At 30.5% G+C, this 26,529-nt stretch carries 27 protein-coding genes and 1 pseudogene; 19 read left to right on the top strand and 9 right to left on the bottom strand.

Annotated features, from left to right (window positions below; genetic code table 11):
- Positions 1 to 899: 899 nt before the first annotated feature.
- Positions 900 to 1,199: a hypothetical protein gene (locus tag HMPREF2715_RS03960; protein WP_070582071.1), complete on the bottom strand. Its 300-nt coding sequence runs from the start codon at positions 1,197 to 1,199 to the stop codon at positions 900 to 902.
- A 1,124-nt stretch (positions 1,200 to 2,323) separates the two neighbouring features.
- Here HMPREF2715_RS03960 and HMPREF2715_RS03955 point away from each other — a divergent pair.
- A pseudogene (locus HMPREF2715_RS03955) lies at positions 2,324 to 2,878 on the top strand (ClbS/DfsB family four-helix bundle protein).
- A 369-nt stretch (positions 2,879 to 3,247) separates the two neighbouring features.
- Here the strand turns inward: HMPREF2715_RS03955 and HMPREF2715_RS03950 are convergent.
- Positions 3,248 to 4,534, bottom strand: a complete 1,287-nt coding sequence (locus tag HMPREF2715_RS03950; protein ID WP_070839463.1) for an aminotransferase class I/II-fold pyridoxal phosphate-dependent enzyme — start codon at positions 4,532 to 4,534, stop codon at positions 3,248 to 3,250.
- 466 nt (positions 4,535 to 5,000) lie between these two features.
- Between HMPREF2715_RS03950 and HMPREF2715_RS03945 the strand changes: the two genes are divergently transcribed.
- The 6 genes from HMPREF2715_RS03945 (at position 5,001) to HMPREF2715_RS03920 (ending at position 8,920) form a co-directional block, all read left to right on the top strand.
- On the top strand, positions 5,001 to 5,177 hold the full coding sequence (locus HMPREF2715_RS03945) for an SE1626 family protein (protein ID WP_141738631.1): 177 nt from the start codon (positions 5,001 to 5,003) through the stop codon (positions 5,175 to 5,177).
- A gap of 188 nt (positions 5,178 to 5,365) precedes the next feature.
- Positions 5,366 to 5,746: a PSM export ABC transporter transcriptional regulator PmtR gene (locus HMPREF2715_RS03940; protein ID WP_011275327.1), complete on the top strand. Its 381-nt coding sequence runs from the start codon at positions 5,366 to 5,368 to the stop codon at positions 5,744 to 5,746.
- Positions 5,743 to 6,642, top strand: coding sequence for a phenol-soluble modulin export ABC transporter ATP-binding protein PmtA (locus HMPREF2715_RS03935; protein WP_070582073.1), 900 nt, complete (start codon positions 5,743 to 5,745; stop codon positions 6,640 to 6,642). The genes HMPREF2715_RS03940 and HMPREF2715_RS03935 overlap by 4 nt, the downstream gene beginning before the upstream one ends.
- Positions 6,639 to 7,322 (top strand): phenol-soluble modulin export ABC transporter permease subunit PmtB, encoded by a 684-nt coding sequence (locus HMPREF2715_RS03930; RefSeq protein WP_053025114.1) that lies wholly within the window; start codon positions 6,639 to 6,641, stop codon positions 7,320 to 7,322. The genes HMPREF2715_RS03935 and HMPREF2715_RS03930 overlap by 4 nt, the downstream gene beginning before the upstream one ends.
- Positions 7,319 to 8,191 carry a phenol-soluble modulin export ABC transporter ATP-binding protein PmtC gene (locus HMPREF2715_RS03925; protein ID WP_011275330.1) on the top strand — a complete coding sequence of 291 codons (873 nt, stop codon included), beginning with the start codon at positions 7,319 to 7,321 and terminating at the stop codon, positions 8,189 to 8,191. Before HMPREF2715_RS03930 ends, HMPREF2715_RS03925 begins: the two co-directional genes overlap by 4 nt.
- Positions 8,192 to 8,920 (top strand): phenol-soluble modulin export ABC transporter permease subunit PmtD, encoded by a 729-nt coding sequence (locus HMPREF2715_RS03920; protein WP_053025112.1) that lies wholly within the window; start codon positions 8,192 to 8,194, stop codon positions 8,918 to 8,920.
- Positions 8,921 to 8,999: 79 nt separating this feature from the next.
- Here the strand turns inward: HMPREF2715_RS03920 and HMPREF2715_RS03915 are convergent, their stop codons facing one another.
- Complete coding sequence (locus HMPREF2715_RS03915; protein WP_070441509.1) at positions 9,000 to 9,560, bottom strand: thioredoxin family protein; 561 nt, start codon at positions 9,558 to 9,560, stop codon at positions 9,000 to 9,002.
- Between the two features lie 211 nt (positions 9,561 to 9,771).
- On the opposite strand from HMPREF2715_RS03915, the gene HMPREF2715_RS03910 reads away from it, so the two are divergent.
- The 3 genes from HMPREF2715_RS03910 (at position 9,772) to HMPREF2715_RS03900 (ending at position 11,738) form a co-directional block, all read left to right on the top strand.
- Complete coding sequence (locus tag HMPREF2715_RS03910) at positions 9,772 to 10,257, top strand: hypothetical protein (RefSeq protein WP_053025110.1); 486 nt, start codon at positions 9,772 to 9,774, stop codon at positions 10,255 to 10,257.
- An 84-nt stretch (positions 10,258 to 10,341) separates the two neighbouring features.
- The gene (locus HMPREF2715_RS03905) at positions 10,342 to 10,899 is read left to right on the top strand and encodes an HAAS signaling domain-containing protein (RefSeq protein ID WP_053025109.1); all 558 of its coding nucleotides are present in this window, start codon (positions 10,342 to 10,344) and stop codon (positions 10,897 to 10,899) included.
- Positions 10,896 to 11,738: a DUF4097 family beta strand repeat-containing protein gene (locus HMPREF2715_RS03900; protein ID WP_070582075.1), complete on the top strand. Its 843-nt coding sequence runs from the start codon at positions 10,896 to 10,898 to the stop codon at positions 11,736 to 11,738. Before HMPREF2715_RS03905 ends, HMPREF2715_RS03900 begins: the two co-directional genes overlap by 4 nt.
- Before the next feature lie 71 nt (positions 11,739 to 11,809).
- Here HMPREF2715_RS03900 and HMPREF2715_RS03895 read toward each other — a convergent pair whose 3' ends face one another.
- The gene (locus tag HMPREF2715_RS03895; protein WP_070441515.1) at positions 11,810 to 12,850 is read right to left on the bottom strand and encodes a C45 family autoproteolytic acyltransferase/hydrolase; all 1,041 of its coding nucleotides are present in this window, start codon (positions 12,848 to 12,850) and stop codon (positions 11,810 to 11,812) included.
- A 336-nt stretch (positions 12,851 to 13,186) separates the two neighbouring features.
- Here HMPREF2715_RS03895 and HMPREF2715_RS11835 point away from each other — a divergent pair, with 336 nt between their 5' ends.
- Both HMPREF2715_RS11835 and HMPREF2715_RS03890 read left to right on the top strand, forming a co-directional pair.
- Complete coding sequence (locus tag HMPREF2715_RS11835) at positions 13,187 to 13,360, top strand: hypothetical protein (RefSeq protein WP_011275337.1); 174 nt, start codon at positions 13,187 to 13,189, stop codon at positions 13,358 to 13,360.
- Positions 13,361 to 13,501: 141 nt separating this feature from the next.
- Positions 13,502 to 14,536, top strand: a complete 1,035-nt coding sequence (locus HMPREF2715_RS03890) for a 6-phosphogluconolactonase (protein WP_070441518.1) — start codon at positions 13,502 to 13,504, stop codon at positions 14,534 to 14,536.
- A gap of 52 nt (positions 14,537 to 14,588) precedes the next feature.
- On the opposite strand, the gene HMPREF2715_RS03885 is transcribed toward HMPREF2715_RS03890, so the two are convergent.
- The 3 genes from HMPREF2715_RS03885 to HMPREF2715_RS03875 all read right to left on the bottom strand — a co-directional run bounded on the left by HMPREF2715_RS03885 (position 14,589) and on the right by HMPREF2715_RS03875 (position 17,678).
- On the bottom strand, positions 14,589 to 15,971 hold the full coding sequence (locus HMPREF2715_RS03885; RefSeq protein WP_070839460.1) for an aldehyde dehydrogenase: 1,383 nt from the start codon (positions 15,969 to 15,971) through the stop codon (positions 14,589 to 14,591).
- 166 nt (positions 15,972 to 16,137) lie between these two features.
- Complete coding sequence (locus HMPREF2715_RS03880; protein ID WP_070441523.1) at positions 16,138 to 17,067, bottom strand: manganese-dependent inorganic pyrophosphatase; 930 nt, start codon at positions 17,065 to 17,067, stop codon at positions 16,138 to 16,140.
- Between the two features lie 50 nt (positions 17,068 to 17,117).
- The gene (locus HMPREF2715_RS03875) at positions 17,118 to 17,678 is read right to left on the bottom strand and encodes a cysteine hydrolase family protein (RefSeq protein WP_053025103.1); all 561 of its coding nucleotides are present in this window, start codon (positions 17,676 to 17,678) and stop codon (positions 17,118 to 17,120) included.
- 168 nt (positions 17,679 to 17,846) lie between these two features.
- Between HMPREF2715_RS03875 and HMPREF2715_RS03870 the strand changes: the two genes are divergently transcribed.
- On the top strand, positions 17,847 to 18,929 hold the full coding sequence (locus tag HMPREF2715_RS03870; protein ID WP_053025102.1) for a glycosyl hydrolase family 28-related protein: 1,083 nt from the start codon (positions 17,847 to 17,849) through the stop codon (positions 18,927 to 18,929).
- A gap of 157 nt (positions 18,930 to 19,086) precedes the next feature.
- Here the strand turns inward: HMPREF2715_RS03870 and HMPREF2715_RS03865 are convergent, their stop codons facing one another.
- Together HMPREF2715_RS03865 and HMPREF2715_RS03860 are read right to left on the bottom strand one after the other, a co-directional pair.
- Positions 19,087 to 19,887: a prephenate dehydratase gene (locus HMPREF2715_RS03865; RefSeq protein WP_070441526.1), complete on the bottom strand. Its 801-nt coding sequence runs from the start codon at positions 19,885 to 19,887 to the stop codon at positions 19,087 to 19,089.
- A 29-nt stretch (positions 19,888 to 19,916) separates the two neighbouring features.
- Positions 19,917 to 20,984, bottom strand: coding sequence for a nitric oxide synthase oxygenase (locus HMPREF2715_RS03860; RefSeq protein ID WP_053025100.1), 1,068 nt, complete (start codon positions 20,982 to 20,984; stop codon positions 19,917 to 19,919).
- Between the two features lie 179 nt (positions 20,985 to 21,163).
- Here HMPREF2715_RS03860 and HMPREF2715_RS03855 point away from each other — a divergent pair, with 179 nt between their 5' ends.
- From HMPREF2715_RS03855 to HMPREF2715_RS03830, 6 genes are all read left to right on the top strand, one after another.
- Positions 21,164 to 22,633, top strand: coding sequence for a nicotinate phosphoribosyltransferase (locus tag HMPREF2715_RS03855; RefSeq protein WP_070441532.1), 1,470 nt, complete (start codon positions 21,164 to 21,166; stop codon positions 22,631 to 22,633).
- On the top strand, positions 22,626 to 23,447 hold the full coding sequence (gene nadE, locus HMPREF2715_RS03850) for an ammonia-dependent NAD(+) synthetase (protein WP_070839457.1): 822 nt from the start codon (positions 22,626 to 22,628) through the stop codon (positions 23,445 to 23,447). The genes HMPREF2715_RS03855 and nadE overlap by 8 nt, the downstream gene beginning before the upstream one ends.
- Positions 23,448 to 23,530: 83 nt before the next feature.
- A complete protein-coding gene (locus HMPREF2715_RS03845; RefSeq protein ID WP_053025097.1) occupies positions 23,531 to 24,139 on the top strand; it encodes a DUF2179 domain-containing protein in 609 nt (202 codons plus the stop codon).
- Positions 24,120 to 24,290 carry an NETI motif-containing protein gene (locus HMPREF2715_RS03840; RefSeq protein WP_070441535.1) on the top strand — a complete coding sequence of 57 codons (171 nt, stop codon included), beginning with the start codon at positions 24,120 to 24,122 and terminating at the stop codon, positions 24,288 to 24,290. Before HMPREF2715_RS03845 ends, HMPREF2715_RS03840 begins: the two co-directional genes overlap by 20 nt.
- A gap of 276 nt (positions 24,291 to 24,566) precedes the next feature.
- Entirely contained in the window at positions 24,567 to 25,862 is a 1,296-nt protein-coding gene (purB, locus tag HMPREF2715_RS03835; RefSeq protein ID WP_070441538.1) for an adenylosuccinate lyase, read from the top strand.
- Between the two features lie 94 nt (positions 25,863 to 25,956).
- Complete coding sequence (locus HMPREF2715_RS03830; protein WP_011275350.1) at positions 25,957 to 26,259, top strand: YerC/YecD family TrpR-related protein; 303 nt, start codon at positions 25,957 to 25,959, stop codon at positions 26,257 to 26,259.
- Positions 26,260 to 26,529 lie beyond the last annotated feature (270 nt).

Below are 26,529 nucleotides of genomic sequence, written 5' to 3'. Positions count from 1 at the left end.
ATTGTTATTATCTTTTGACATTAATTCCACCTCCTTAATCTATATCTTTATATTCAAACACTCTTAATGGCTCAAACTGAATAACGTATTTACCATAACGAATATATAAACGATTTTATCATTTTACTAATTTAAAATGTATAATGTATAAAAAATATTAAGCTATTAATTATTTTTAGACGCTGAGAGAGGCTTTGTGTTGCATTGAGAAATGGAAAGAGGGATAACTGTATTAATGAAGTCATAAAATGTTTAGTATATTATTTGCATACAACTAGATTCTTCAAATATAGAAAAATTGTTTATGAATTAAAGAATAATAAATACTTTTGACTAACACCAGATATAAGTAAGTTAGTTCAAGATAAAATATACATAACAATCTTACGTTGGTTGGTAGATTTTAAAACGATAAATATATTGATACTAAAGAAGTTAAATATTCATATTCACATTCTTAACGAGTAACAAATGTTAAAGTAGATAACATACATGATTTAAAAATTTCTGACGGTGCAAATTATGTATTTGTTGGTAAAACAACTGTGGTAGTTAAGGGTAGTGACATCTTTTACTTAGAGTTTATGTCATGACATAATTATGACATAATGGATTGGAAAAACTAAAAAATATGGTATAATCAAATTACGGAAACGGCTTTAAATAGGGATTGTTAAGAGTTATTTTATAGTATTTTTAGGTATACTTAATGCCAGGTATGATGTAAAACGATATATATATTATGATAGAGTATGAAAAGGGTAGCTGAAGTAGCTACCCTTTTATTGTTCATATGAAGGTTCGATATTTTTAAGTTTTACTTAATAATGTTATCTAAAATATGACTAAAAAAACAAGTAAAAATGGCTTTGAAACAAATTTAAAGGATTTTTGGGTGATTATTGCTTTCTAAATATAGCATTATGACCTTCTCCGCCATCTAATTTGATAGTTTCGCCATTTTCTTCAACTTTATAATTTATACTTTCTTTATCATTACCATCAGTAAATATCATTTTTCCACCTTTTATTGTAAGTTTTAATGTTTCGCCACCATATGTTAATTTAGCTGTATTGGCATTATCTTTTGGAACTTCTAAAACCATGTCGACATTTAAATAGTCAATACCACTACTCTGTGCAAAATTATATTTTCCTTTTTTTAGTTCATTACCACATGCAGCAAGTAATAATACCAAGCCAGTAATTGAGATAAAATAAATTAATTTACGTTTTATAAATGATCCCCCGAATAAGTATTGTTAATATCTTATGATAATAATTAATTAGTTTTAGAAACTCTCCCATATGCTATTAATGAACCAGCTGCAAATAATATAGAAGCGAAATTGAAATTAAACCAGAATTAGATTGCTTACCTGTTTCTGATAAAGATTTACTATTTGATTTAGATTCGTTTAATGAAATGTTATTTTTATTTGTTATATTACTGAGGTCATCAGTTGATGTAGTTTTGTTAGTAGTATTTTGAACTGATTGATAATTATCGTTAGATAGCTTTTGGCTATACAAAGATTTGTCCAATTCATATTTACCATTATAAGTGAAGTTACCTTTATCAATAGTAGCATTGTATCCACTCTCTGTAGTTATATCACCGTTTTTATAAACCCTTATAGCTCCAGTTCCAGCACCAGATTTATTTCCATACTGAACTAAAATAGTAATTTCCTTTATTTTCTACATCATAATAATTTTCTAATCTAGGGCCATCCTTACCATTTTTATTCATAACTTCAACAGCGATATTAGTAGCATTGTTAGCATTTACTACGCTATCAGTAGCATGTACATGTTGACTTGCTCCGACCCCTGTAAATAATAATGTTCCGGCTAATACTGATGTTACTAAAACTTTAGATTTCCTCCTTGATAAATATTAAAAACCACTTTTTTAAGTGGTACTCAATACAAATTAACAAATAGAAAGGACATATTATGTCTATAAATAAGGTTTTTGTATAATGTTTGTAGGAAATAAGATGAGATTAATAAACTGAAGCCCTATATTAAGAATATTATTGAAAAAATAGTAATTTTGATTTTGAAAAATCAAATACAAGGAAAACATTAATGCTACTAAGCATTGACTTGTTATTTCTTACGAAGCGGAGGTTTATTGGTTCACAAATCCTATCACAATAGAAAATTTAAGAAGTAAATTAAAAAAGAAATTTTATTATATAATCGGTTTTAGTGGGGGTGAAGCTTTTTAACAATAAATATACCAATAATTTAAGTTCTAATATAGTTGATAAATACATATTTTAATTTAATGAAATATTATATAATAAATATATAAATGTTAGGCGGTGATAACATGCATACTTATTCAAATAAAGATGATTTAATATTTGAAATTAGTAAGAGGGCTGAACTTTTTATTAATGAATTTAGTGATGTATCAGAATCAGATAAGGATGTATATAAAATTGGTGTCGATAGAACACCTGCACAGATGATCGCATACCAGCTTGGATGGTTAAATTTAATTCAATCGTGGGAGAATGATAATAAAAAATATACCAGTTGTAACCCCAAGTCCTGACTATAAGTGGAATAATTTAGGAGGATTATATCAAGAATTCTATAAAACGTACTCAAACTACACATTAGAACAACTTATTAATCAGTTCAATAAGGAAGTAGATAGCATTATTAATTTAATTAAAAGTTTAGATAATGTAACATTATTTGAGAGCGGAAAAGGCAATGGGCTTCATCAACGCCTTCCAAATGGCCAGTTTGGAAATGGATTCACATTAACATCGTAGCACCATTTAAGTCATTTAGAACTGAAATTAGAAAATGGAAGAAACAGAAATATAAAGATAACTTAACTTTCGAAAGTTTATAACAATTTGAAAAAACATATTATCTAAAATAAAGACGAGTCTAGGAATTAAACCCAAGACTCGTCTTTTAATTAAGAACTATAATCCGAAAATTTATAATAAATCTAATAACCATGCTCCAAATAAGATAAATAGGATGAGTGATACTATGAACAAATATAAATTTTTGGGTACATGTCCTTTCGAAGTAAAAGCGTAAAGATACAAATAATACGAAGTGGAGATTAATGTAATAATAAGCAATATTGAAAAAATAATTACCATTTATATCACAGCTTTCGAGTTATTTTTAATTTCGATAGATTGAATAAATCGAATATAAATACTTCTTCAATGTCATCCTAATTACTTTTTTTATTTATATCAATCTCTTACTTTAAATCATCGATTGCTTTTGCGATTGATTCAAAAACATGTGGGATGTCATCTTTTTCAATGCAACTGAAAGCAATACGGATATCTGAGTCATTTAACGCTATAATACCGATTGAATATTCGTTAATTAAATGCGTACGTAGTTCTTCAGGATTTACTCCATTGACTTTGACTGCCATGAAATAACCAGAATTGAAATCATAGGCTTGCCAATGATTTTTGTATTTATCGTCATAAACAACAGTTTTTGTAACTTCATATCTTTCTTGTAATGTATCTATATTTTGTTGGATTTCTTTATCAAATTCATCATTATTTTCTAAAACGTATTTAATAACACTTTGAGAAGGCATTGGTCCACTTGAAATATTACTTCTTATTAAACCTTTAACTTTCGCTTCTAGCACTTCTTTAGCAACATTATTATTTAATCCAAATGTAAGGAAACCAACACGTAGCCCCCACGCAAAGAATTCTTTAGTAGCACCATCTAAACGAATTGGTAAAATATTGCTTGATTCAATTTGATTTAGTGCAGTAAAAATAGACTGACGATAAACATCTTCATAGAATAAACCATAATATGCATCATCTACTACAGCTATCACTTTTGTTCCTTTTTCAGCTAGTGAACGAACCGCTGAAACTATAGTTGTAACTTCATCATTGTTCGGTGTATAGCCGGTAGGGTTGTTTGGATAATTTAAAATTAAAATGACTTTGTCTTGATTGAAATTTTCTAAAGTAGTAACTAAATCATTTGTTGTGTAATGTCCTTCTTGGTTAAAGATTGAATATGTCTCAATATTTGCAGAATGACGTGTTTCATAAATTAATTTGTAGTTACCCCAATTATGTGTTGGTACTAAAACAGTATCTCCACTCTCTACAAATAAATCAGCAATTAAAGATAACCCATGAGTTAACGCATTAGTGACAATAGGTCTAGTAATTGTCTCTTTCGATAAATCAGGGTTTTCTTTTAGCATTTTGTCTTGCCATAAATCTCTTAAAGCTTCTAATCCTTGAGGTGGGGCGTACGGAAAGACTTCATCTGGAGATAAATGATTATAGACATCAAATAAAGTATCAGCATACATTTTCCCGTTTTTATTAGTAGCCATTCCAATTGTAGCGTTATATTTAGTTTTTTTAGCATCAGCAGATTGAGATAAAATGCCTTTTGGATAATACATTGATTGACCTAAATTTGATAGCATACTTAATATTTCTGGACAATGATCAACAAGTTGATTATTTAAATTTTGTGCTAATGGGTTCATTTATTTAACCTCACTTTATTTTAGTGTTTAATAATATATTATCTTTAAATCACTTAAAGATAAAGTGTTCTTATAATGATTACATAGAATTGAGAATTGAGTTTTTAAAAAATGCGAATATTTGTTCGTATTTTATGTTAGAATAATGTCAGGTCATCATAAGATATGACACTTTTCATTTGGAGGTGTAGTGTAATGTCGTGGCTATTAGATGGTATGGTGACATTAATTTCGGGTGGTATACTCGTTATATTTCGTGTTTGGTTAGAATCTAAGTGTAAAGATAAATAGATGACCATACACAAAAACCCCTAACTTGCCGTTACAAGTTAGGGGTTGTGTAATGTAATTCGTGGATACAATTAAATTGTAACACATGGATTAATATTTTCAATTTTAAATGTATTTAGTAAGCAAATTTATAATTTTAATTTGTTATAATACATGTATTGAGGTGTTGATTATGATGAAACATTTAACTAAGATTTTCGTTAGTTTGGCAATTATCTTATTTCTTATTGGATATTATTTACAGGCTACAGGACACGAGAATCAAGGTGTTAAATTATTATTAGCAGCAATTATGTTTATCATATGTGCTTTTATTAATCGTAATAATGATAGAAAGAAAAACAGAAAATAACATTTTTAAACTCTATACTAGCGTTTGACGTTAGATATAGAGTTTTATTTTTAAAAATAATTGTATCTATAATGTATATACAATTTGTAGCTTTAATACCAATAATTATAAGTGTTTACATTATTTCCTTTACAAACGTGTATATAGTGTGTATATTATTTATATACAGTTATTAAAGGGGGACATCAATGAAAATTATATTGAAGAACACCAGTGAACAACCCATTTATGAACAAATCAAACAACAAATAAAAGAGAATATTTTAAAGGGTTATGTTGAAGCTGGTAGCCACTTACCTTCGATGCGTGAGCTTGCAAAGGATTTACAGGTGAGTTTAATTACAACTAAAAGAGCTTATGAAGATCTTGAGAAAGAAGGATTCGTAACAACTGTTCGAGGAAAAGGTACATTTGTTAAAGAACAAGATAGTTCCATATTAAAAGAAAAGCAATTCTTTGTAATTGAAAATCTTGCTCGATTAATGATTAAAGAAGCAAAAACAATAGATATGCCTCTCAAGGAATTAAAAGAAATACTAGCTTTAATTTATGAGGAGGAAGAAGAATGAATGTCATTGAAGTAAAAGATGTCTCGTTACAAAGTAGTGCATTTTCAATAAACAATCTTTCATTCAGTATTCCTCAAGGATTTGTAACTGGATTCATTGGGGCTAATGGGGCAGGGAAAACAACGATAATTCGTATGATAATGGATATTATAGAACCTAATCATGGTCATATATCAATATTTGGTGAACAAATAGCAAACAAACCGAAATGGATAAAAAATAAAATAGGTTTTGTTTATTCAGAAGTTTATTTTAACCAACAATGGACTGCAAAAAAACTTGAAAAAATGGTTTCACCATTTTATACCGATTGGGACTCACAAGCATTTAAAAATTATTTAGAAAAATTCAATTTACCTTTCAATGAAAAAATAAAACATTTTTCTACAGGTATGAAAATGAAATTGTCTTTAGCACTAGCTTTGAGTCACCATGCTGAATTGTTTATATTAGACGAACCAACTGCGGGGTTAGACCCTATTGTTCGTAATGAAGTGTTAGAAATTTTACAAAGTGAATTACTCGACGAACATAAGACTTTATTTATTTCAACCCATATTATTTCGGATTTAGAGAAAATTGCTGACTATCTTGTACATATAAAAGATGGAGAAATTATTATGCAAGGTTTTCGTCATCAACTTCAAGAACAATACTCAATTGTACAAGGTGATAATCAAGATTTAGACGAGGAATTAAATCGCTTGTTCCTTTATAAAGAAGTGAAGTCGACAGGTTTTGTTGGTTTTACTAAACAGGCACAAGTGTTTAAAGAATTGTTCGGAAAAAAAGTTAATATTAAACAACCTACGATTGAAGAACTTATGATCTACATCGAAAAGTCTAAAAGTAATGACAATCAACAGGATTTTCAGCAAAGTAGGTTGATAAAATGAAACAATTACTAATTAGAAATTTTAAATGTAGGAGTATAACGATTGCCATTTATATCTTATTACTTCTATTAAATCCGTTATATGCTTTCGTATTTTCTAAAACAGAACTTTATTTTTTATTCTATGCACCGATTGCAATCACATTAATGGCGGTTAGCATATTAGACTCTGGACACTTGTTTAGACTACATAGAAGATTAGGAGGTAAAAGTTCATATTTGTTTTACGAAAGTTTACCTGTCTCTAAAAAAGACATGCTTAATGCGAATTACCTTACCTGTATCGTATTAACACTTTTTGGTGGTGTTATTATCGCTTTGTACAATTTTCAATCTTCTAATATTGATTTTGGGGATTTAAGATACTCAACTGCGATTGCTTTTATATTTGTAAACTTTTTAAGTATTCCAATTGCATTTAGTAGGAATACTGAAAAGAAACGCGAAGGGATATCATATGCACCTTATATCTTGATAATGATGTTAGTTTTTCCATTCGCTATTACAATGGTTTTTACACTAATTAATGCATTCGTTTTTCATCATCATATTTCTTATAATATCTTTGGCATATATTACAATTATGGTTTATTAAGCTTAAGTATTGTTTGGATGGTTATAAATTATTTGATTCAATTAAGACGTATAATTCATCGTGAAAATAAAGGAGGGCCTATATGAAATTAGAAAATATTACAAAAACATATGGAGATAACAATGTTTTAGATAATATCAATTTTGATTTTGGAAATAGCAAAATTGTAGGTTTAATTGGTAAAAATGGTGTTGGTAAAACAACATTAATGAAAGTCATGAATGGCAATATTATTAATTTTAAAGGGAAAGTTCAATTAAATGATAACGAGAACGTTGGCTATCTTATTGAACATCCGAAATTATATGATAATAAAACAGGATTAAATAACTTGAAATTATTTGCTCAAGTTCTAGGCAAAGGTTTCGACAAAGAATATACAGATAAAATCATTGACGCATTTGGTATGAGACCATACATTAAGAAAAAAGTAAAAAAGTATTCAATGGGTATGAAACAAAAACTTGCGATAGCAGTTTCATTAATGAACAAACCCAAATATCTAATTCTTGATGAACCGACAAACGGTATGGATCCAGATGGCTCAATTGATGTATTAGAGACTATTCAATCATTAGTGAATGATTTAGAAATGAAAATTCTAATTTCAAGTCATAAATTGGAAGATATTGAATTGATTTGTGATAGAGCTGTCTTTCTACGTGATGGAAATTTTGTACAAGATGTCAATATGAAAGATGGTAGTGCACAAGATCATACATCGATTAAATTTGAAGTTAGTGAATTTAATACAGCACTAGACTATTTAACAGAACATTTTAACGTGCTTCAATCACACAAAGATAGTGGAGAAATAATGATTAAAGCACAAAAAGATTATAAACAATTACTCAAATCTTTAGCACAAAAAGATTTATATCCTAAGTATATTGAAACAAGAAAAAGTTCGCTTCGTGATACGTACTTTAATATTAATCAAAGAGGTGACAAATAAATGAGAAGTTTACAATTAGTTAAATATGATATATTGAGTTTTTGTAAAAGCTATTTAACATATATAGCACTAATTTTAATCTGGTTAGTTTTAGGATTAATAACGTTCTTAATGGCACGAAATAATGATCAAGTAAATTATTCATCTATTTTATCTATGGCAAATTGGATGTTCTTATTCTTTGGCTTGTTAGTAGTGATTAAGACAATTACACGTGATTATTCACAAGGTACGATTCAACTTTATATGAATAAAGTGAAAAATAGAATTGGATATATTATTGCTAAAACAATTTCAATTATTTTATTTTCATTCATTTTTGCACTCATCACATATATCACATTAATGTTAGTACAAGCATTTACTGATGGAAAAAATTTAGACGGAGATAAGTTCTTAACGAACATATGGTTCTATCTTATCTTCTTACTGTTCTTTGGTTTACTCTTATTCTTAGTTACATTAATTGTTCAAAAACCGGCAGTAATCTTTACACTAGGTATATTCTTAGTATTTATAGTTCCATTTATTCAACCTTTTATTGGTTTGATTCCTGACTGGGGAGAAAAAATTCAAAAATCATTAAAGTATATTCCGTTTAGTTACTTAACTGAGAAATCTCAAACGGATAGTATTAAATTTTCAAATTGGCAATGGTTTATTTCTTTAGCATCAATTGTTGTTTTATTCATTGCTAATATTGCTTATGCAGCTAAAAGGGATATATAATATATGCCAAGAAATTGATATCCAAAAAAGAGGGTAGTAAAACAAAATTTGTTTTATTACCCTCTTACTTTATATACTTTTATAGCATTAACTTACTGATTATAGAGTCATAAACTTGATTCCATAACTCAGTATCTGATTTATATTTAGAAGCGATTTCATGATGTACTTCTTTTTCTTTATCCTCATAATTGTGTGCATCTTTAGGTGGTAGTTTTTCAGCTCTAAGTTGAGTAACAAATTCTTGAGCTTCACGAGCTCTAGGGCCCCAAACATTTACCTGTTCAAATTGATCATTCATAAAGATAAAGATTGGAATCGAGCGTGCTGTACCATTTGTTAAATATTGATCAATGAGATTTGTGTCTTCATCTCTATGGAATACGCGTACTTCTAGCTGTAGTGATTCACTTATACGCTTTAATATAGGTAAGTTCATCATAGCGTCGCCACACCAATCTTCACTTATAACCAAGACTTTAGAATAAGAACTATCTTTAAGTTGATTGATTCTATCGTCAGATGAAGGTAGTGTGAATGCATTGTAAATTGTTAATACATTATCTTTATTCAAAGTCATGCTATCGATATATTCATCAAGTGGCTGACTATTATTAAAATATGTTTCTAAATTAGCCATAAATAAAACCTCCCCGTTAAATTTATATCATTATAACAATTTTTACTAAGAAAGAATAATTATAAAACTTAAAATATATTAGTTTTATCACAATAATAAGAACGTTAAAGCAACGTTACAATTCTATAAGAAATGATTGTAGTGGTTTAGATGTTTCTCAGTAAGTGGTTATGATATATTTAAGTTAATAAGAATAGAAGTGGTGGTACGTTTGCGCATTCAAAATCGATGGATAATCTTTAGTATTTTTACAATAATAGCTATTATAGTGGTTACGTGTCTTACAATCTATAAAAATGAAAAAACTATTGATCTTACTGAAGTGAAGATAAATGATATTCAATTGAATGGACCATTTAATGAAAATGATTATGAGATAAATCATCACATAAAGTTGGATAGATACAAATTCTATAACGATAAAAATCATAAAGATTTAACTGTAAAAGTAAAAAATAAACACCAAACAGTAAAAGGGATCGTATTGATTAATGATCATGATGTAACAACCAACTTCGGTGTTAAAATTGGAGATAGAGTGGATCATGCAATCAATTATTTAGGTGATAATTATCGTAAAGATAAAGTAGGTAAAGGATATGATGCGTTAATTTATGTTGATAAAGAGCACCATATGAAGCTGTCCATTTTATATAAAGATAATGTGGTTAAACGAATTGAATTTTTTAGTCGTTAAAAAGTGATACTTTTACAATGCACATCAAAATAAGCTACTTTTCGATAAGATAGAGATAATTCAATTAAGAAAGTAAGTGAGATAATGGATAAGATTACCTTTTTAAATGAACTTGAATTAGAACTTGATGAATTACCAAGAGAAGAAAAAGATAAACTCATGGATGATTATGAAAATCATTTCTATGAACAAGAATCGAAAGGGAAATCAGAAAAAGATATTATATCGGATTTAAAAGAACCACATGATATAGGTAATGAAGTTAAAGCCAAAGAAGCAATATCCAATGCTAAAGTAACTCCCAACCTACGGAATATTATTAGGGCTATAATGGCTTCATTAAGTCTTGGCGTGCTTTCTTTTTTCTTCATCATCATCCCTATTGTAATATTTATAGCGTTATTGTTTGTTGTGTTTATATTCTCTGTTTTTTTAATTTCTCTTCCATTAATAATAATATCAATGAGTATCATTAAAGGGATTGTTGATTCGTTTAGTAATTTCTTATTTAGCATTTCATATGCCGGATTAGGTATCGTCTTATTTGTAGTTACCATGAAAATTACACAAAATTTATATCGACTTGTATTAAAATATTTAACTTGGTATATCCAAACGGTTAAAGGAAGAATTAAACAATGAAGAAAGCAATGATAACAGGCATAGTAATATTTGTAGGATTTTTCTTAGCAGCAACTTTAGTCTGGTTTGTGCATGATAAAGATGAATTTAAAAAGCTAAAATATGATAGAGCATACAGTGATGTGAAAATGAATAATTTAGATATTTACAACTATAATTCAGAAGTCACAATTAAGCAAGGAGAACATTGTGGTGTTAAATATTATGGTGATAATGATGTTAAGGTATATCGCAAAAAAGATACATTAAACATAAAAGAGCATAAATCTGACAAGAGGGGTTATAGCGTTAATATTAATCCTTTTAATCAAAGTAAATCAAAAATTGAAGTTACACTTCCAAATAAAAGTATTAATAATTTAGATGTATATTCAGGATTTGGAAATGTGAATCTTAATGGCATTAACGTTAAGAAAGGTTCGATTTATCAAGACAACAAATATTTAAAAATTCAAAATTCAAAATTTGATAATCTTTCCTACAAGAGCGATGCTGGTGGAGTAAAAATTAAAAACAGTTATATCATTAATAGTGAATTTAAGACAGGGGTAGGTAACGTCGAAGTAAATAATTCAAAGATAAAAAAATCGTTATTTGTAAGTGAACTTGGTTATCTTAATTTCACAAACATGAATAGTGAAACAGATGTAAAAGGATCAAGTAAGCATGATTATATTCATTTGGACTATAAAGATGAACCTAAAAATACTTTATTAAAATTACACCCAGGTACAGGAGAGGCAAAAGTTGAAAATAAATCTTTTAATAAAGGTAAGGTAGGAAATAGTAATAATGTAATTGAATTTTATACGGTAAAAGAAGATATCACAATAAAGTAAAATGATTGCCTACACAATAAGAGGCAATCACTTATATAAGACGACGAACGATTTTAAAGTTCGTCGTTTTTTTAATGATTTGCGAATGTTAAATCAGTATCAATTAGACCACTAAATTGTTGGATAGTTAACTCATTTCCATCTAACCAGGATTGAAAATTTATTGATGTGGGTGTTTGATTTTCACCTAGTGTCATCCAAGCGGTTAAGTTTTGCGGTTCATACATTGAAGTGTGTATCGTACCTGACCAACTTTTAAATAATTTGCTATATATTTCGAATTTTGGATTATTAAATAATTTAAAAGCTGTATGTTTATCTAAGCTTTGAGAGGTTTGTGAGACAGTACGTTCTAAACGTTCACGTGATTCTTTTGTGTAATTACGATTTTCATGCGTTAAGATTTCGAAATGATTTGTACATACTTTATCATATCTGACATCAAATGAACGTGGTGTAACCTCAACGATTGCGTGATTAAGCTTTTTATCCATTAAAATATAACTGAATGAGCTTCTATGAGGAAGTTCTTTCAAGAATCTAACGGCTTCATCAACGTCTTTGCAATATTCTAAAACAAGACGACCAATCATATAACATACAAAGCCATTAGCGGGGTGTTTACGATGCATAAAGTTATAGCCCATCGTCAAGCCAGCTTCATTCATACCATCCATACGACCTGTCACTCTAGACGTAGGCCCAATTTGCGCTAGCCCACCGTCATTAGGTTGGAATAATAAATATCTCCCATCGTATGTGGCAGGATGATAATCATAATTGCGCACCATAAAATCCTTACCTTGAAATACAGTACATCCACTCTCTTGTAAATCTGTGAAACGGTAATGTGCAAAATTTAATATCATTTGTTTTGTAGGTAAGTTCAGTACTTCTTGCATACCCATTAACTCTTCCCATATTTCTGGAGCGTATGTTTGAAATACTTGATACGTTTCGTTAACATCTATATCAAATCGGGGCATACGTTTTTTCCATTCACGTTCACGATTTTGCAATAAGGGTGTTTGTTTTAGCCATAGCGCTGTTTTGACCCCTAAATCATAATGTGATCCTTTAAACGTCATAATATCTGATTTCACTTGTTGCATGAGAAGGCCTCCTGAAAATTCTAAATATTGTAAAATAGCACTAATTGAAAACGAATATAATTATTATTATACTGAACATGATAGCAAGAAAAATTTAAAAAACAAGGAGGGGTACTATGTTTAAGGACGCATATTTAAAAGTATATAACAAAGTAAAAGCTTGGTGGTTGTATTAAACTAATTTACAATTGAAAGTTTATGAAGTTTTTGAATTTTGAAATTTATTTTATAGTTATTATTATAAGACGTAAAAAGGTATCTATTTAACCATAACAGTAAGTATGATAATATATAGTATTGTAAACATACTTATATCTATTTAGAGGTGAAACATACATGTGGGATTTAATTAAAGGTTTATTCAAATTCTTATTAAGCTTAGTAGTTATTACATCAGTAGTAGTTGGTGTAGGTGTTGTAGCATTTGCTTACATCTTCAAGAAAGACTTTGAAGATATCGAAAGAAAAACTAAAGAAATCGTTTCAGATATCGAAAGTAATAACGCGTAATAATATTAATTTAACCAGTGACTTCAGTTTTGGAGTTACTGGTTTTTTATTTCAATAAATTCAAACAATGATTAAGAATAATTGTCATAGACACCAATCTTTTAATAAAATAAAGGTAATTAGAAAATAGGAGGTATTCTGATGACGACGAAGGGTTATATCGGTTCATACACAAAAAAAGAAGGTAAAGGTATTTACTTATTCGAATTAAATGAAGACAGTGGACAAATTAGTTCTGTTAATACTGGTTATGAGATTGAAGCATCTACTTATCTTGCTCAAACAGATGATTATTTATACGCAATCACTAAAGAAGGCGCACACTGCGGGGTAGCTGCTTTTAAAAAAGAAGCTTCTGGTTCGTTAACATTAATTAATAAATGCTTAGAATCTGAAGAGGGTACAGGTTGCTATATATCGGTATCATCAGACCAAAATTTTTTATTTGAAGCAGTATACGGCGCTGGTATCGCTAGAATATATCAATTGAATAAAGATACAGGTGAGATTATTAAGTTAATTCAAGAATTAAATCACGACTATCCACTTGGAAGTCATGAGCGTCAAGAGCATTCACATGTCCACTATATAAATGAAACACCCGATTGCAAATATGTTGTAGCTACTGATTTAGGTACAGACAGTGTTGTAACTTATGAATTCAGTAATGAAGGTCTTAAAGAATACAAAGTTTCTAAATTTAAAGATCAAGATGGTCCAAGACATATTGCATTTCACAATAATGGTGAATATGCCTATATTGTTCATGAATTATCTAATTATGTTAGCGTAGCTAAATATAAAGATGGTCAATTTGAAGAACTAGAACGTCATTTAACTGTTCCTGAAGATTTTAATGATGACACTAAATTAGCGGCTGTTCGCTTATCGAATGATCAACAAACTTTATATATTAGTAACCGTGGTCATGACAGTATTGCGGTATTCACGATTACAGAGAATGGCGCGGGACTAAACCCTGTAGAAATCGTTAAAAGTGGGGACCAATTCCCAAGAGATTTTAATATTACTGAATCAGATGACTATCTAGTTTGTGCCCATCAAGAGGGTAATTATGAAATTACAGTTTTTAAAAGAGACACAAATACAGGTAAATTAACGCCAACAGATAATCAGCAAATTGCACCTGAAGGTGTACATGTTAGTTTTATTTAAGTAAAAATACAAAGCCACGGCAGTGTAAAATGTCGTGGCTTTTTACAAATTTTTACAAATTTTTAAAAAATGTTCTAATATATTTAAATTTACCTTTATAGGGCGGATACATAACACTTGAATCTAATCGGGTAGACTTAAAGATGTATGACTTGCTATGGCTAAAGGTTTGGAAAGTATATTTACCATGATATTGTCCCATGCCAGACATTCCGACACCACCAAATGGTAAATTAGGATTAGCAAGATGCATTAAAGTATCATTAATTGCACCGCCACCGAAAGATAATTCGTTTAATACACGGTGTGTAGTATTCTCATCTTCACTAAATAAATATAAACTTAACGGTTTAGCTTTACTCTGAATAATATCTACTGCCTCATTAAAATCATCATAAGTAATAATAGGTAAGATAGGTCCAAAGATTTCTTCTTGCATGATTTTAGAACTTGACGTAATACCATCTAAAATAGTTGGTTCTATATAGCGTGTTGTAGCATTTGCATTACCACCGAAAATAACATGGTTTTGATGCACATTAAGTAATTCATTTAAGCGATTAAAGTGTTTATCATTGACTATGCGACCAAAATCTGGACTTTCATCTATGTTAGTACCGTAAAATTCTTGAATACTTTGTTTAAGTGCTTCAATCAATTCGTTTTTAACCTTCTTGTTAACTAATATATAATCTGGAGCCACACATGTTTGTCCTGCATTAGTAAATTTACCGAAACTAATACGATCACTAGCAACTTTAATATTAGCGGTATCATCTACAATAACTGGAGATTTTCCGCCTAATTCAAGGGTAACAGGAACTAAATTTTTGCTTGCTGCTTCATACACGATTTGACCAACCTTGTCACTACCTGTAAAGAATATGTAATCAAATGGCAGCTTAATTAATGTTTGTGTTTCTTCTATACCCCCCTCGATAACATCTATATAATCCGTAGTAAATACGTCTTCAATAATTTGACGAATGACCGTGGCAACGTGAGGTGTTAATTCAGATGGTTTTATAATAGCAGTATTTCCAGCTGCAATAGCTCCAATTAGAGGTTCAAATAGTAACTGTACGGGATAATTAAACGGACCAATGATTAATACTGTGCCATATGGTTCTTGTTTGATATAACTTTTTGCAGGAAACATAAATAGAGGTGTATCAACTTGTTTTGTTTTAGACCAATTTTTAAGTTCTTTTCTTGCAGTTTTAATACTTTTTAGTGTGATACCAATTTCTGTGGCATATGCTTCAACAGGACTTTTTCCTAAATCAGTCTTTAGAGCATCTAGTAAATCATTTTCATGATTTTTAATACTTTTACTTAGAAGTTTTAATTGATGTTTTCGAAATTTTAAATCTTTCGTTTTATGTGTTTTGAAAAAAGCTTTACTTTCTTCAAATTGTTGCTCAATGCTTGGCAATGTGTGATACCTCCTAAATAGTAAAATCTATATTAAAGAATTAAATTAAAATAAATGATGTAATTCATCATATCTATACCCTAAATATTTTTCAATAAAAAACAGTTGAATGAAAAGATTCATTCAACTGCGTATATAAAGGCGATAACTAAATTGCCAATATGTTTTATTTAGTTAAAGCTTCAGTAATTTGAGGTACCACTTGTTTTTTACGTGACACAACGCCTGATAAGAATGCCATGCCATCATCTAATTGAACTTTAAATGCCTCGCCGACTTTATCTTTTTCTGCACCTACTACTAAGATTTTAGAATCACTATTAATAATGTCAGTAACTACTAATACAAATAAATCATACTTTTCATTAGCACTTGTTTCTAACATTGCTTTTTCAAGATCATCTTTACGGTTTAATACTTCAGCAATGTCGACAGTATTTACTTGGGCAATGCGTGTAACATAGTCGCCCATATTAAATGATTTAGCATCCATGTCTAATAATTCCTCTGCAGATTTATCAGTAGTTGATGCACCAGCTTTTAACATTTCTAAGCCATACTCATCTAAATCAACATTTGCTAAATCTTTTAAAGCTTTAGCTGCATTTACATCTTCATCAGTACAAGTAGGAGATTTGAATAATAAGCTATCAGAAATAATTGCTGAAATCATCAAACCTGCGATATGCGGTTTAATTTCAAAGCCACGTTCTTTGTACATTTTGTAAAGAATAGTAGCAGTACAACCAACTGGTTCTGCGCGGTACCAAAGCGGTGAAGCAGTTTCGAAATTAGCGATTCTATGATGATCCACAACGTGTTTAATCTCTGCGTCAGAAATTGTTTCTGCACTTTGTTGGAACTCATTGTGATCGACTAAGATTACTTCTTGACCATCTAAATTATCACTTAATAATTCTGGTGCTTTAACTTCAAAATAATCTAAAGCAAATTTAGTTTCAGGATTAATATCTCCTAAACGATATGGCGTTGCTTCAGAGTTACCAGTTAATTGTTCAAAATCAGCCATGATGATAGCTGAAGCTATTGCATCTGTGTCTGGATTTTGATGTCCAAAAATATAAGTTTTTGCCATTGTTATTATCCACCCTTATCATTTAATTTTTCATCTTATTTTATCATGTTTTATTTAGCTACATCTACCTCTGCGCCTAATGAGTTTACAAAATGTCCTAATGCCCATTTATGACCACTCTCATTGAATGAAGCAACACCATCTTTAGGAATTGTAATGTTATACCCTAAGTTATAGGCTGAAACAGCAGTGTGTAGAATACAAATATCAGTACAAACACCTACTATTTCAATATCCTTTATATTTCTCTCTTTCAATAGACTATCTAGAGGTGTACCATAGAATGAATCATAACGGCGCTTATTTAAGTAATGAATATTACTGTTTCCACTAAAGTTATTATAAAAGGCTTTAATCTTACCATATAATTCACGTCCTGCTGTGCCCTCAATATTATGAGGGGGGAATAATTGTGTCTCAGGATGGAACATATCGTTCTCATAATGTAAATCCATCATAAAGAAAATGTCATGGCCTTCAGACTGATATGTCTCTAAACGCTTCAGTATAAAAGATTCAATATCTTGCCCAGGTTTACCACATGTTAATCGACCATCATCTGCAATGAAGTCATAAGAATAATCTACTACTATTAGTGCTTTTCTAGTCATGATCAATCTTCCTCTCTATTAAATGTTTGAGGTATTTAAAAATTGTATAATTATATAGAAACGATTAAATTATTACCTCATTAATCATTATATATATTATAGCTAATCTCATTCTAAAATGGTATATAACAATATAATAGGTTTGAAAGTTTAGATAGGGGATACGTTATGTTAATAAATGCTCAAGATTATGGATTAAAAGGATGTAATAAACGCAAAGACACTAAAGCAATACAACGAGCACTGAATAAAGCAAGATATGGTGAACACACTGTACTTATACCTAGCGGTACATATTATATTTCGAAAGCACTCATCATTTATGACTCAACAACTTTATTACTAGAAGATGATACGACATTAATAAGATGTGGTAAAGATGCACTTTTAAAAAATGGCCATCGTTTCGGTTTTTATAAAGGGTATCAAGGTAATAGTCATATTTATATCAAAGGTGGTACGTTTGATATGAATGGCTCTAAATATCCATACAATAATACTGCGATGTCAATTGGACATGCAGAAGATATTCAATTAATAGGTGTAACAGTATTAAACGTAGTTGGCGGACACGCTCTAGACGCTTGTGGTATTAATGGTTTGTATATCAAGAATTGTAATTTTAAAGGTTTTAATGATTTTGATGGGGATCGTTCATTTTCTGAAGCAATTCAATTAGATATTCAAGTACCTGGTGCGTTTCCTAAATTTGGGACGACAGACGGAACCATCACTAAAAATGTAGTCATTGAGAATTGTTATTTTGGGAATTCAGATGACCATCAAATGCGTCCATGGAATAGAGCAATTGGCTCACATGCAAGCAGGTATAACAAGTTCTACGAAAATGTGCATATAAAAGATAATTGTTTTGAGGGAACTCAAGACTATGCATTAACACCTCTAAAAGCTAAAAATATGATTATTTCACGCAATAAATTCAAAAATTGTAAAGGTGGTATTCGATTTTTAGGGGTAAAAGATGGAAAAAATGCTGCTGACCCTGTTACTGGCAAAGTTATGGAATCTCAAGCTGGTGAGAATTTCAGTGTGATTGGTAATCACTTTATTGGAGAAATGAAAAAAGATGCCATTCACATTAGAAGCTATAATAATATAAAACATCAGCAAGTGTTTATCGCCGGTAATACTTTTGATAAAGCATCACAAACCATACATTTAGAAGATATAGAAGATTTAACCCTAAACCAGGGTGAAGACGTTACTATTAAAAAAATTAATGTAGACTGAGTAGAGATAATGTTTTCGAACACAACCCAACAATAAATAGCCAGTAAATACGTTTTGAAGACGCATTTACTGGCTATTTAATTTCGATACATCAGTGTTAAATAAGGGCAAGACAACAATTTTTTATAATTTCGTCATAATGCCTTACGATACTTATCTAATGGCGATTAAATGCACCTATAATTTTAACTTCAAACTCTAAAGTCTGTAATATTGTGATAACCTTATTGAGTTTTTCATTTTTCCCAATATCGGTTTGAACAAAAAATCTGTACATACCTAACTGCGTCTTAAGAGGTCTAGACTCAATCCATGACAAGTTAATGTCAAATAATGCAAATGTGTTAAGTATACTAGCTAATAATCCAGCTTTATCATGTTTAGGTGTTATCAGTAATAGCGTACTAGAAGCAGATTCATTGTAGTGCTCGTTACTTTTTACTACCAAAAAACGAGTGACATTATGTGGATAGTCTTGTATATGTGTGTCTATCGGTTCGAAACCATATGACTCTCCGCTTCCTAATGGTGCAATAGCAGCGATATGTGTGTCAATTTTCTCTAAACTTTGAATAGTACTATCAACATAATCATATAAGAAATGATGTCGATGGATATATTGACTCGTTTGACTTATTGCAGGTGCAATGGAATAAACCTTTTCAATATCATCCAGTGAAGTACCTTTATTAGCGTATAAACCAAAATTAATATCTAAATGGATTTCGCCATGAGCGTATATATCTTCTTGTGCAAGTGCATCAGCTACAATATTAATAGTACCTTCAATTGAGTTCTCAATAGGTACGATACCAACAGCATCACTATGACTATTAACGGCTTTAATTACTTCATAGAGATTTGATTTAGGTGAATATGTAACTTCTTCCTCAGATAAATAAGTTTTTGCAGCTAAATAAGAAAATGTTCCCTTAGGGCCTAAATAATATAAACGCATCTTTGTTCGTCACCTCGTATTATCGAACACTAGTGAAATGGACATTTCATTGACTGTTTCATTTTATAATGAAAATTAGGATCCTTGATTTCATTATTATAGCCATGATGATAATTTGAGGTTAGGGTCGGTGAAAGTGGTGGGGCTAACCACGACCATTTACCCGTGACATCACGGTTATTTGCTAATTCCTTTTCTTCAAATAATTGAAATTGTTTTGATGCAGTTAGGTGATCAACAATAGAAACACCTTGAGATTTAAATGAATGGTATACCGCATAATTAAGTTCAACGAGTGTTCGATCTTTATTAAAAGAATTATTTTTTAGTGTACCAAATTCAAACGCTTCTGCAATACTTTCTAATAAATTATAGCGGTAAGAGTCAGTGAAATTGCGTACTGCTATTTCGGTTACCATATACCATCCATTAAACGGGGCAGTTGGATAAGTAATGCCACCAATTTTCAAATCCATATTAGAAATGATTGGAACACCATACCATTTTAAATTTAAATCTTTTAATTTTGGATAATGTTCATGTTCTATTTCAACTTCTTTTATTAATTCATGGGGTAATTCATACCATTTTATAGAATCATTAGGTAATTGATAAATGAGTGGTAGTACATCGAAATCAGTACCTTTGCCTTTCCAACCTAAATGCTCCGCTAATTGTGTGATTTCACGTTCAGATGGATCACCGGCATGTTCATAACCAGCATATCTAATAAGTTGATTATTATAGATACGAGGTGCTTGATTAGGTGAAAAAATCGTTATATAAGGCTTGATCTTACCATTATTCGTCGCATGTTTAAGATGATGATTGATTGTATCTATAAAATCACGCTCATTATCAACATTCCTAGCATCTTCTACATATAAAGAATCCCAAAATAAGCGTCCAATACAGCGATTAGAATTACGCCAAGCAAGTTTAGCACCATACGTCAATTCTTCCGAAGTATGCGTATATGTACCAGTATGTTCAATTTCTTTTCCTATCTCTTTTATTCTTTTATCAAAAATAGATGGATTGTAATTAAGTTCACGATACATCGTTTCGATAAAACTTCTTGCTTCTTCCAATAACATATAACCACCTCGGTTCATATTATAATCTAGACATTGAATTAACTCATTCAATTACATAGATTGTCACGAATTTGTCTTATTGGTACTTATTTAAATTTTAATTGTATCAATGGTATGTGAATACGCACTTCTACTGAATTATGATAAAATGTACTAAAACATCGTTAGGAGAGATTGTGGTGTATCGTTACGAAGATGACAGTTTAATGTTACATAATGACTTATACCAAATTAACATGGCAGAGAGCTATTGGAATGATGGTATTCATGAACGAAATGCAGTATTTGATTTGTATTTTAGAAGTATGCCATTTGAGAGTGGATATGCAGTTTTTAATGGTTTAAAAAGAGTAATTCAATTTATTGAACATTTTCATTTTAGTGATTCTGATATTGAATATTTACAGTCAATAGGTTATAAAAATGATTTTTTAAACTACTTAAAAAATTTAAAGTTCACTGGTAATATTCGCTCAATGCAAGAAGGTGAATTGTGTTTTGGAAATGAACCCTTACTTAGAGTGGAGGCACCATTAATTCAAGCGCAACTTATAGAAACCGTATTACTTAATATAATCAACTTCCATACATTAATTTCGACTAAAGCAAGTAGAATTCGTCAAGTAGCACCTGATGATACATTAATGGAATTTGGAACTCGCCGTGCTCAAGAGTTAGATGCTGCGCTCTGGGGTGCTAGAGCTGCTTATATCGGTGGTTTTGATTCTACTAGTAATGTGCGTTCTGGTAAATTATTTGGTATACCTGTTTCTGGTACGCATGCACACGCTTTAGTTCAAACATATGGTGATGAATATAAAGCTTTTAAAATTTATGCAGAACGCCATAAAAATTGTGTGTTCTTAGTTGATACGTTCCACACGCTTAAATCAGGTGTTCCTACAGCGATTAAAGTAGCGAAAGAACTAGGGGATAAAATCAATTTCATTGGTATCCGTTTAGATTCTGGAGATATTGCTTATTTATCTAAAGAAGCACGCAGAATGCTAGATGAAGCGGGATTCAAAGATGCTAAAATCATTGCATCTAATGACTTAGATGAACAAACGATAATGAGTTTGAAATCTCAAGGAGCTAAAGTTGACTCATGGGGTGTAGGTACAAAATTAATTACTGGTTATGATCAACCAGCACTTGGTGCAGTATATAAACTAGTAGCAGTTGAAGATGATAACGGTCGATATGTTGATAGAATTAAACTGTCCAACAATGCAGAAAAAGTGACAACACCTGGTAAGAAGAAAGTGTATCGCATCATCAATACTAAAACAGGTAAAGCAGAAGGTGACTATATTACTCTAGAACATGAGAATCCAAATAATGAAAAACCTTTAAAAATGTTCCATCCAGTTCACACGTATAAAATGAAACATATCAAACACTTTGAAGCGATTGATTTGCATCATTCAATCTTTGAAAATGGGAAACTTGTATACCAATTGCCGAGTGAAAAAGAGGCACAAGAATACTCTAAAAATGCATTATCTAAATTATGGGATGAAAATAAACGTTATTTAAATCCTCAAGAATACCCTGTGGATTTAAGTACAGCTTGTTGGGATAACAAACATAAGCGTATTTTCGAAGTTGCAGAACACGTAAAAGAGATGGAGGAAGACAATGACTAATATACAAGATATTGTAGTCAATGAAATGAAAGTGAAGAAACATATTGATAGTGAACAAGAGTCACGTGAAATTATTCAATTTATTAAAAGCTATGTGCAATCACATTCATTTATTAAATCTTTAGTGTTAGGTATTTCTGGTGGTCAAGATTCTACTTTGACTGGTAAATTAGCGCAGCTAGCAGTTGGGGAATTACGTAATGAAGGGCGAGATTGTCAATTTATCGCTGTGAAATTACCATATGGTGTGCAGAAAGATGCAGAAGAAGTTGAAGACGCATTAAACTTTATTCATCCTGATGAAATCATTACTGTCAATATTAAACCTGCTGTTGATCAAAGTGTTAAATCTTTAAACGAGGCTGGTATTGAATTAACGAATTTTCAACGTGGTAACGAAAAAGCACGTGAACGTATGAAGGTTCAATTTTCAATCGCATCAAATCGTAGTGGTATTGTTATTGGTACGGATCATTCTGCAGAGAATATTACAGGATTTTATACTAAGTACGGTGATGGTGCTGCTGATATTGCACCTATCTTTGGTCTAAATAAAAGACAAGGAAGACAGCTACTTAAATATTTAAATGCACCAAAGCATTTATACGAAAAAGTTCCCACAGCAGATTTAGAGGATGATAAACCACAATTACCTGATGAAGAAGCTTTGGGTGTTACTTATGATCAAATTGATGACTATTTAGAAGGAAAACACATATCTAGTGAAGCCCGTGATACGATTGAAAATCACTATGTCAAAAATGCACATAAACGTGAATTAGCCTATACGCGTTACACTTGGCCTAAAAATTAAAAAAGATTTTCTAGTGACAAAATAAAAATTCACTGATAAAATTATCTCGATTTTAGATATCCATGTAAGAAAAGGGGATTAGTATGTCAGTGATAACTTCAAATCCATGGTCAATGGTATTAGCGATATTCGTCATCAACGTTTTTTATGTTACATTTTTAACAATGCGTACAATATTAACGTTAAAAGGTTATCGTTATATGGCGGCTGCAGTAAGTTTCCTTGAAGTGTTAGTATATGTAGTTGGTCTTGGCATGGTAATGTCTAGTTTAGACCAAATTCAAAATATCTTTGCTTATGCGTTTGGTTTTTCGATTGGGATTTTAGTAGGTATGAAAATTGAAGAAAGACTCGCATTAGGGTATACAGTCGTAAATGTAACCTCATCAGAGTATGAAATTGATTTACCAAATGAGTTAAGAAATTTAGGTTATGGTGTTACACACTATGCAGCATATGGTCGCGATGGTAGTCGAATGGTAATGCAGATTTTAACGCCAAGACGTTATGAACGTAAATTAATGGAGACAGTACGAAATTTAGATGAGAAAGCGTTTATTATAGCATATGAGCCAAGAGCAATTCACGGCGGTTTCTGGACTAAAGGCGTTCGAACTCGAAAAGTAAAAGCATACGAAGTAGAAGAAATAGAAAGTGTTGTGGAGCATGATGATGAAGTTCAAAGTAAATGAAAATGAAACAATCTCAGAATGTTTATCACGTATGCGTGAAGAAGGCTATATACCAGTTAAACGAATTGAAAAACCTATATACACTGAAGATGAAAAAGGTAATGTAGTAGTATTAAGACAGGATATTCAATTTGTTGGTAAAAAGCTTTGATTTAATAATGTGAATTACAACTTAAATTAATTTTATTAAGAGTGAAAAGAAGCTAAAGTACAACTTCTTTTTACTCTTTTTATTATCGGATTATTGTTAGATAAGTGTATTATTTAGATAAAATCCATTATACTAAGTTTGTAAAAAAAGATTTATACATTTGATTAATTATCTGTTAAAATAAAAATGAAGTTTTAAAAACGAACCTTTCCTGATAATTTACGTTTAATGTACAGTTTTGAATTATAAATTTATACATAGAATAGGAGTTTAGAAATGATTGATCGTTATTCAAGAGAAGAAATGGCAAATATTTGGACTGATCAAAATAGATATGAAGCTTGGTTAGAGGTTGAAATCTTGGCCTGTGAAGCTTGGAGTGAATTAGGCCACATTCCTAAAGAAGATGTAAAAAAAATTAGAAAGAATGCTAAAGTAGATGTGAAACGTGCGCAAGAAATAGAACAAGAAACAAGACACGATGTTGTGGCATTTACTAGACAAGTATCGGAAACGTTAGGTGACGAACGTAAATGGGTTCACTATGGCTTAACTTCTACAGATGTTGTTGATACGGCGCTAAGTTATGTTATAAAACAGGCCAACGAAATTATTGAGAAAGATATTGAACGTTTCATAAAAGTTTTAGAAGAGAAAGCTAAAAATTATAAATACACATTGATGATGGGGCGTACACATGGTGTACATGCTGAACCGACTACATTTGGTGTTAAAATGGCATTATGGTATACAGAAATGAAACGTAATCTAAAGCGTTTCAAAGAGGTACGTAAAGAAATAGAAGTTGGTAAAATGAGTGGTGCAGTTGGTACATTTGCTAACATTCCTCCTGAAATAGAACAATATGTATGTGACCATTTAGGTATTGATACAGCACCCGTTTCTACTCAAACATTACAACGTGACCGTCATGCATACTATATCGCTACACTAGCCCTGGTAGCTACATCTCTTGAAAAATTTGCGGTAGAGATACGTAATTTACAAAAAACAGAAACACGTGAAGTTGAAGAAGCGTTTGCAAAAGGTCAAAAAGGGTCATCAGCTATGCCTCATAAAAGAAATCCTATTGGTTCAGAAAATATAACAGGTATTTCAAGAGTGATTCGAGGTTACATTACAACGGCTTATGAAAATGTGCCTTTATGGCACGAACGTGATATTTCTCACTCTTCAGCTGAACGTATCATGTTACCAGATGTTACAATTGCTTTAGATTATGCTTTAAATAGATTCACTAATATTGTTGATAGACTAACTGTTTTTGAAGACAACATGAGAAATAATATCGATAAAACATTTGGACTAATCTTCTCACAACGTGTATTACTAGCGTTAATTAATAAAGGCATGGTTCGTGAAGAAGCATATGATAGAGTGCAGCCTAAAGCAATGGAATCTTGGGAAACTAAAACACCATTCCGTCAATTAATAGAAAAGGATGAGTCTATCACTAATGTGCTTTCTAAAGAAGAATTAGATGAATGTTTCAACCCTGAACATCATTTAAATCAAGTTGATACAATCTTTAAACGTGCAGGTTTAGAGTAATAAGTTAACGGTTTTCAATAAAAATACTACACTTTAACTATTTAATGCGTTAAAATGAGATTATATTGAAAACGGATTATAGGGGTTGTTTGAGATGCAAATAGAGAAATTACGAGGACAAGCGTTAGATGAACTTTTTGATGCAATTCTTACACTTGAAAATAGAGAAGAATGTTATCAATTCTTTGATGATTTATGCACTGTCAATGAATTACAATCATTATCTCAAAGATTACAAGTTGCTAAGATGATTAAACAAGGGTATACTTACGCAACAATCGAAAAAGAATCTGGTGCTTCTACAGCAACAATATCTAGAGTAAAACGATCATTACAATGGGGTAATGACGCATATACAATGATATTAGAACGATTAAATATAGAAACAAAAAAATAATAATACGTTTAACATATATTTATAAATTGAAATGCTCCCTTCAAAATTGACAATAATTTGGATATTTTGATGGGAGCATTCTGTTTTATATTGAATTTATACAGGCTAATAGTAAGTAAACAACTTTTAATTTACTTAATTTTTAACAAATAAACTTATAAGATATTAGGTCTTTCGTTCTTTAAAAGACAGTATAGATTCTAATGATTCTGTTTAGAATTGGTACAACAAAAATGATATAATTTAGTGTATGTTAAAAAAAGGAGTTAA

This window comes from Staphylococcus sp. HMSC062A01 (genome assembly GCF_001836805.1).
GTDB lineage: Bacteria > Bacillota > Bacilli > Staphylococcales > Staphylococcaceae > Staphylococcus > Staphylococcus haemolyticus.
This window is presented reverse-complemented; position numbering and strand designations above follow the sequence as displayed.

What these genes read in the sequence shown, in the direction of transcription:
- HMPREF2715_RS03870 (WP_053025102.1), top strand. Translation starts at nt 17,847, where the DNA reads ATGTTAATAAATGCTCAAGATTATGGATTAAAAGGATGTAATAAACGC.
- HMPREF2715_RS03890 (WP_070441518.1), top strand. Translation starts at nt 13,502, where the DNA reads ATGACGACGAAGGGTTATATCGGTTCATACACAAAAAAAGAAGGTAAA.
- HMPREF2715_RS11835 (WP_011275337.1), top strand. Translation starts at nt 13,187, where the DNA reads ATGTGGGATTTAATTAAAGGTTTATTCAAATTCTTATTAAGCTTAGTA.
- HMPREF2715_RS03880 (WP_070441523.1), bottom strand. Translation starts at nt 17,067, where the DNA reads ATGGCAAAAACTTATATTTTTGGACATCAAAATCCAGACACAGATGCA.
- nadE (WP_070839457.1), top strand. Translation starts at nt 22,626, where the DNA reads ATGACTAATATACAAGATATTGTAGTCAATGAAATGAAAGTGAAGAAA.
- HMPREF2715_RS03930 (WP_053025114.1), top strand. Translation starts at nt 6,639, where the DNA reads ATGAAACAATTACTAATTAGAAATTTTAAATGTAGGAGTATAACGATT.
- HMPREF2715_RS03830 (WP_011275350.1), top strand. Translation starts at nt 25,957, where the DNA reads ATGCAAATAGAGAAATTACGAGGACAAGCGTTAGATGAACTTTTTGAT.
- HMPREF2715_RS03875 (WP_053025103.1), bottom strand. Translation starts at nt 17,678, where the DNA reads ATGACTAGAAAAGCACTAATAGTAGTAGATTATTCTTATGACTTCATT.
- HMPREF2715_RS03950 (WP_070839463.1), bottom strand. Translation starts at nt 4,534, where the DNA reads ATGAACCCATTAGCACAAAATTTAAATAATCAACTTGTTGATCATTGT.
- HMPREF2715_RS03940 (WP_011275327.1), top strand. Translation starts at nt 5,366, where the DNA reads ATGAAAATTATATTGAAGAACACCAGTGAACAACCCATTTATGAACAA.
- HMPREF2715_RS03845 (WP_053025097.1), top strand. Translation starts at nt 23,531, where the DNA reads ATGTCAGTGATAACTTCAAATCCATGGTCAATGGTATTAGCGATATTC.
- purB (WP_070441538.1), top strand. Translation starts at nt 24,567, where the DNA reads ATGATTGATCGTTATTCAAGAGAAGAAATGGCAAATATTTGGACTGAT.
- HMPREF2715_RS03860 (WP_053025100.1), bottom strand. Translation starts at nt 20,984, where the DNA reads ATGTTATTGGAAGAAGCAAGAAGTTTTATCGAAACGATGTATCGTGAA.
- HMPREF2715_RS03925 (WP_011275330.1), top strand. Translation starts at nt 7,319, where the DNA reads ATGAAATTAGAAAATATTACAAAAACATATGGAGATAACAATGTTTTA.
- HMPREF2715_RS03920 (WP_053025112.1), top strand. Translation starts at nt 8,192, where the DNA reads ATGAGAAGTTTACAATTAGTTAAATATGATATATTGAGTTTTTGTAAA.
- HMPREF2715_RS03915 (WP_070441509.1), bottom strand. Translation starts at nt 9,560, where the DNA reads ATGGCTAATTTAGAAACATATTTTAATAATAGTCAGCCACTTGATGAA.
- HMPREF2715_RS03895 (WP_070441515.1), bottom strand. Translation starts at nt 12,850, where the DNA reads ATGCAACAAGTGAAATCAGATATTATGACGTTTAAAGGATCACATTAT.
- HMPREF2715_RS03900 (WP_070582075.1), top strand. Translation starts at nt 10,896, where the DNA reads ATGAAGAAAGCAATGATAACAGGCATAGTAATATTTGTAGGATTTTTC.
- HMPREF2715_RS03945 (WP_141738631.1), top strand. Translation starts at nt 5,001, where the DNA reads ATGAAACATTTAACTAAGATTTTCGTTAGTTTGGCAATTATCTTATTT.
- HMPREF2715_RS03840 (WP_070441535.1), top strand. Translation starts at nt 24,120, where the DNA reads ATGAAGTTCAAAGTAAATGAAAATGAAACAATCTCAGAATGTTTATCA.
- HMPREF2715_RS03935 (WP_070582073.1), top strand. Translation starts at nt 5,743, where the DNA reads ATGAATGTCATTGAAGTAAAAGATGTCTCGTTACAAAGTAGTGCATTT.
- HMPREF2715_RS03865 (WP_070441526.1), bottom strand. Translation starts at nt 19,887, where the DNA reads ATGCGTTTATATTATTTAGGCCCTAAGGGAACATTTTCTTATTTAGCT.
- HMPREF2715_RS03905 (WP_053025109.1), top strand. Translation starts at nt 10,342, where the DNA reads ATGGATAAGATTACCTTTTTAAATGAACTTGAATTAGAACTTGATGAA.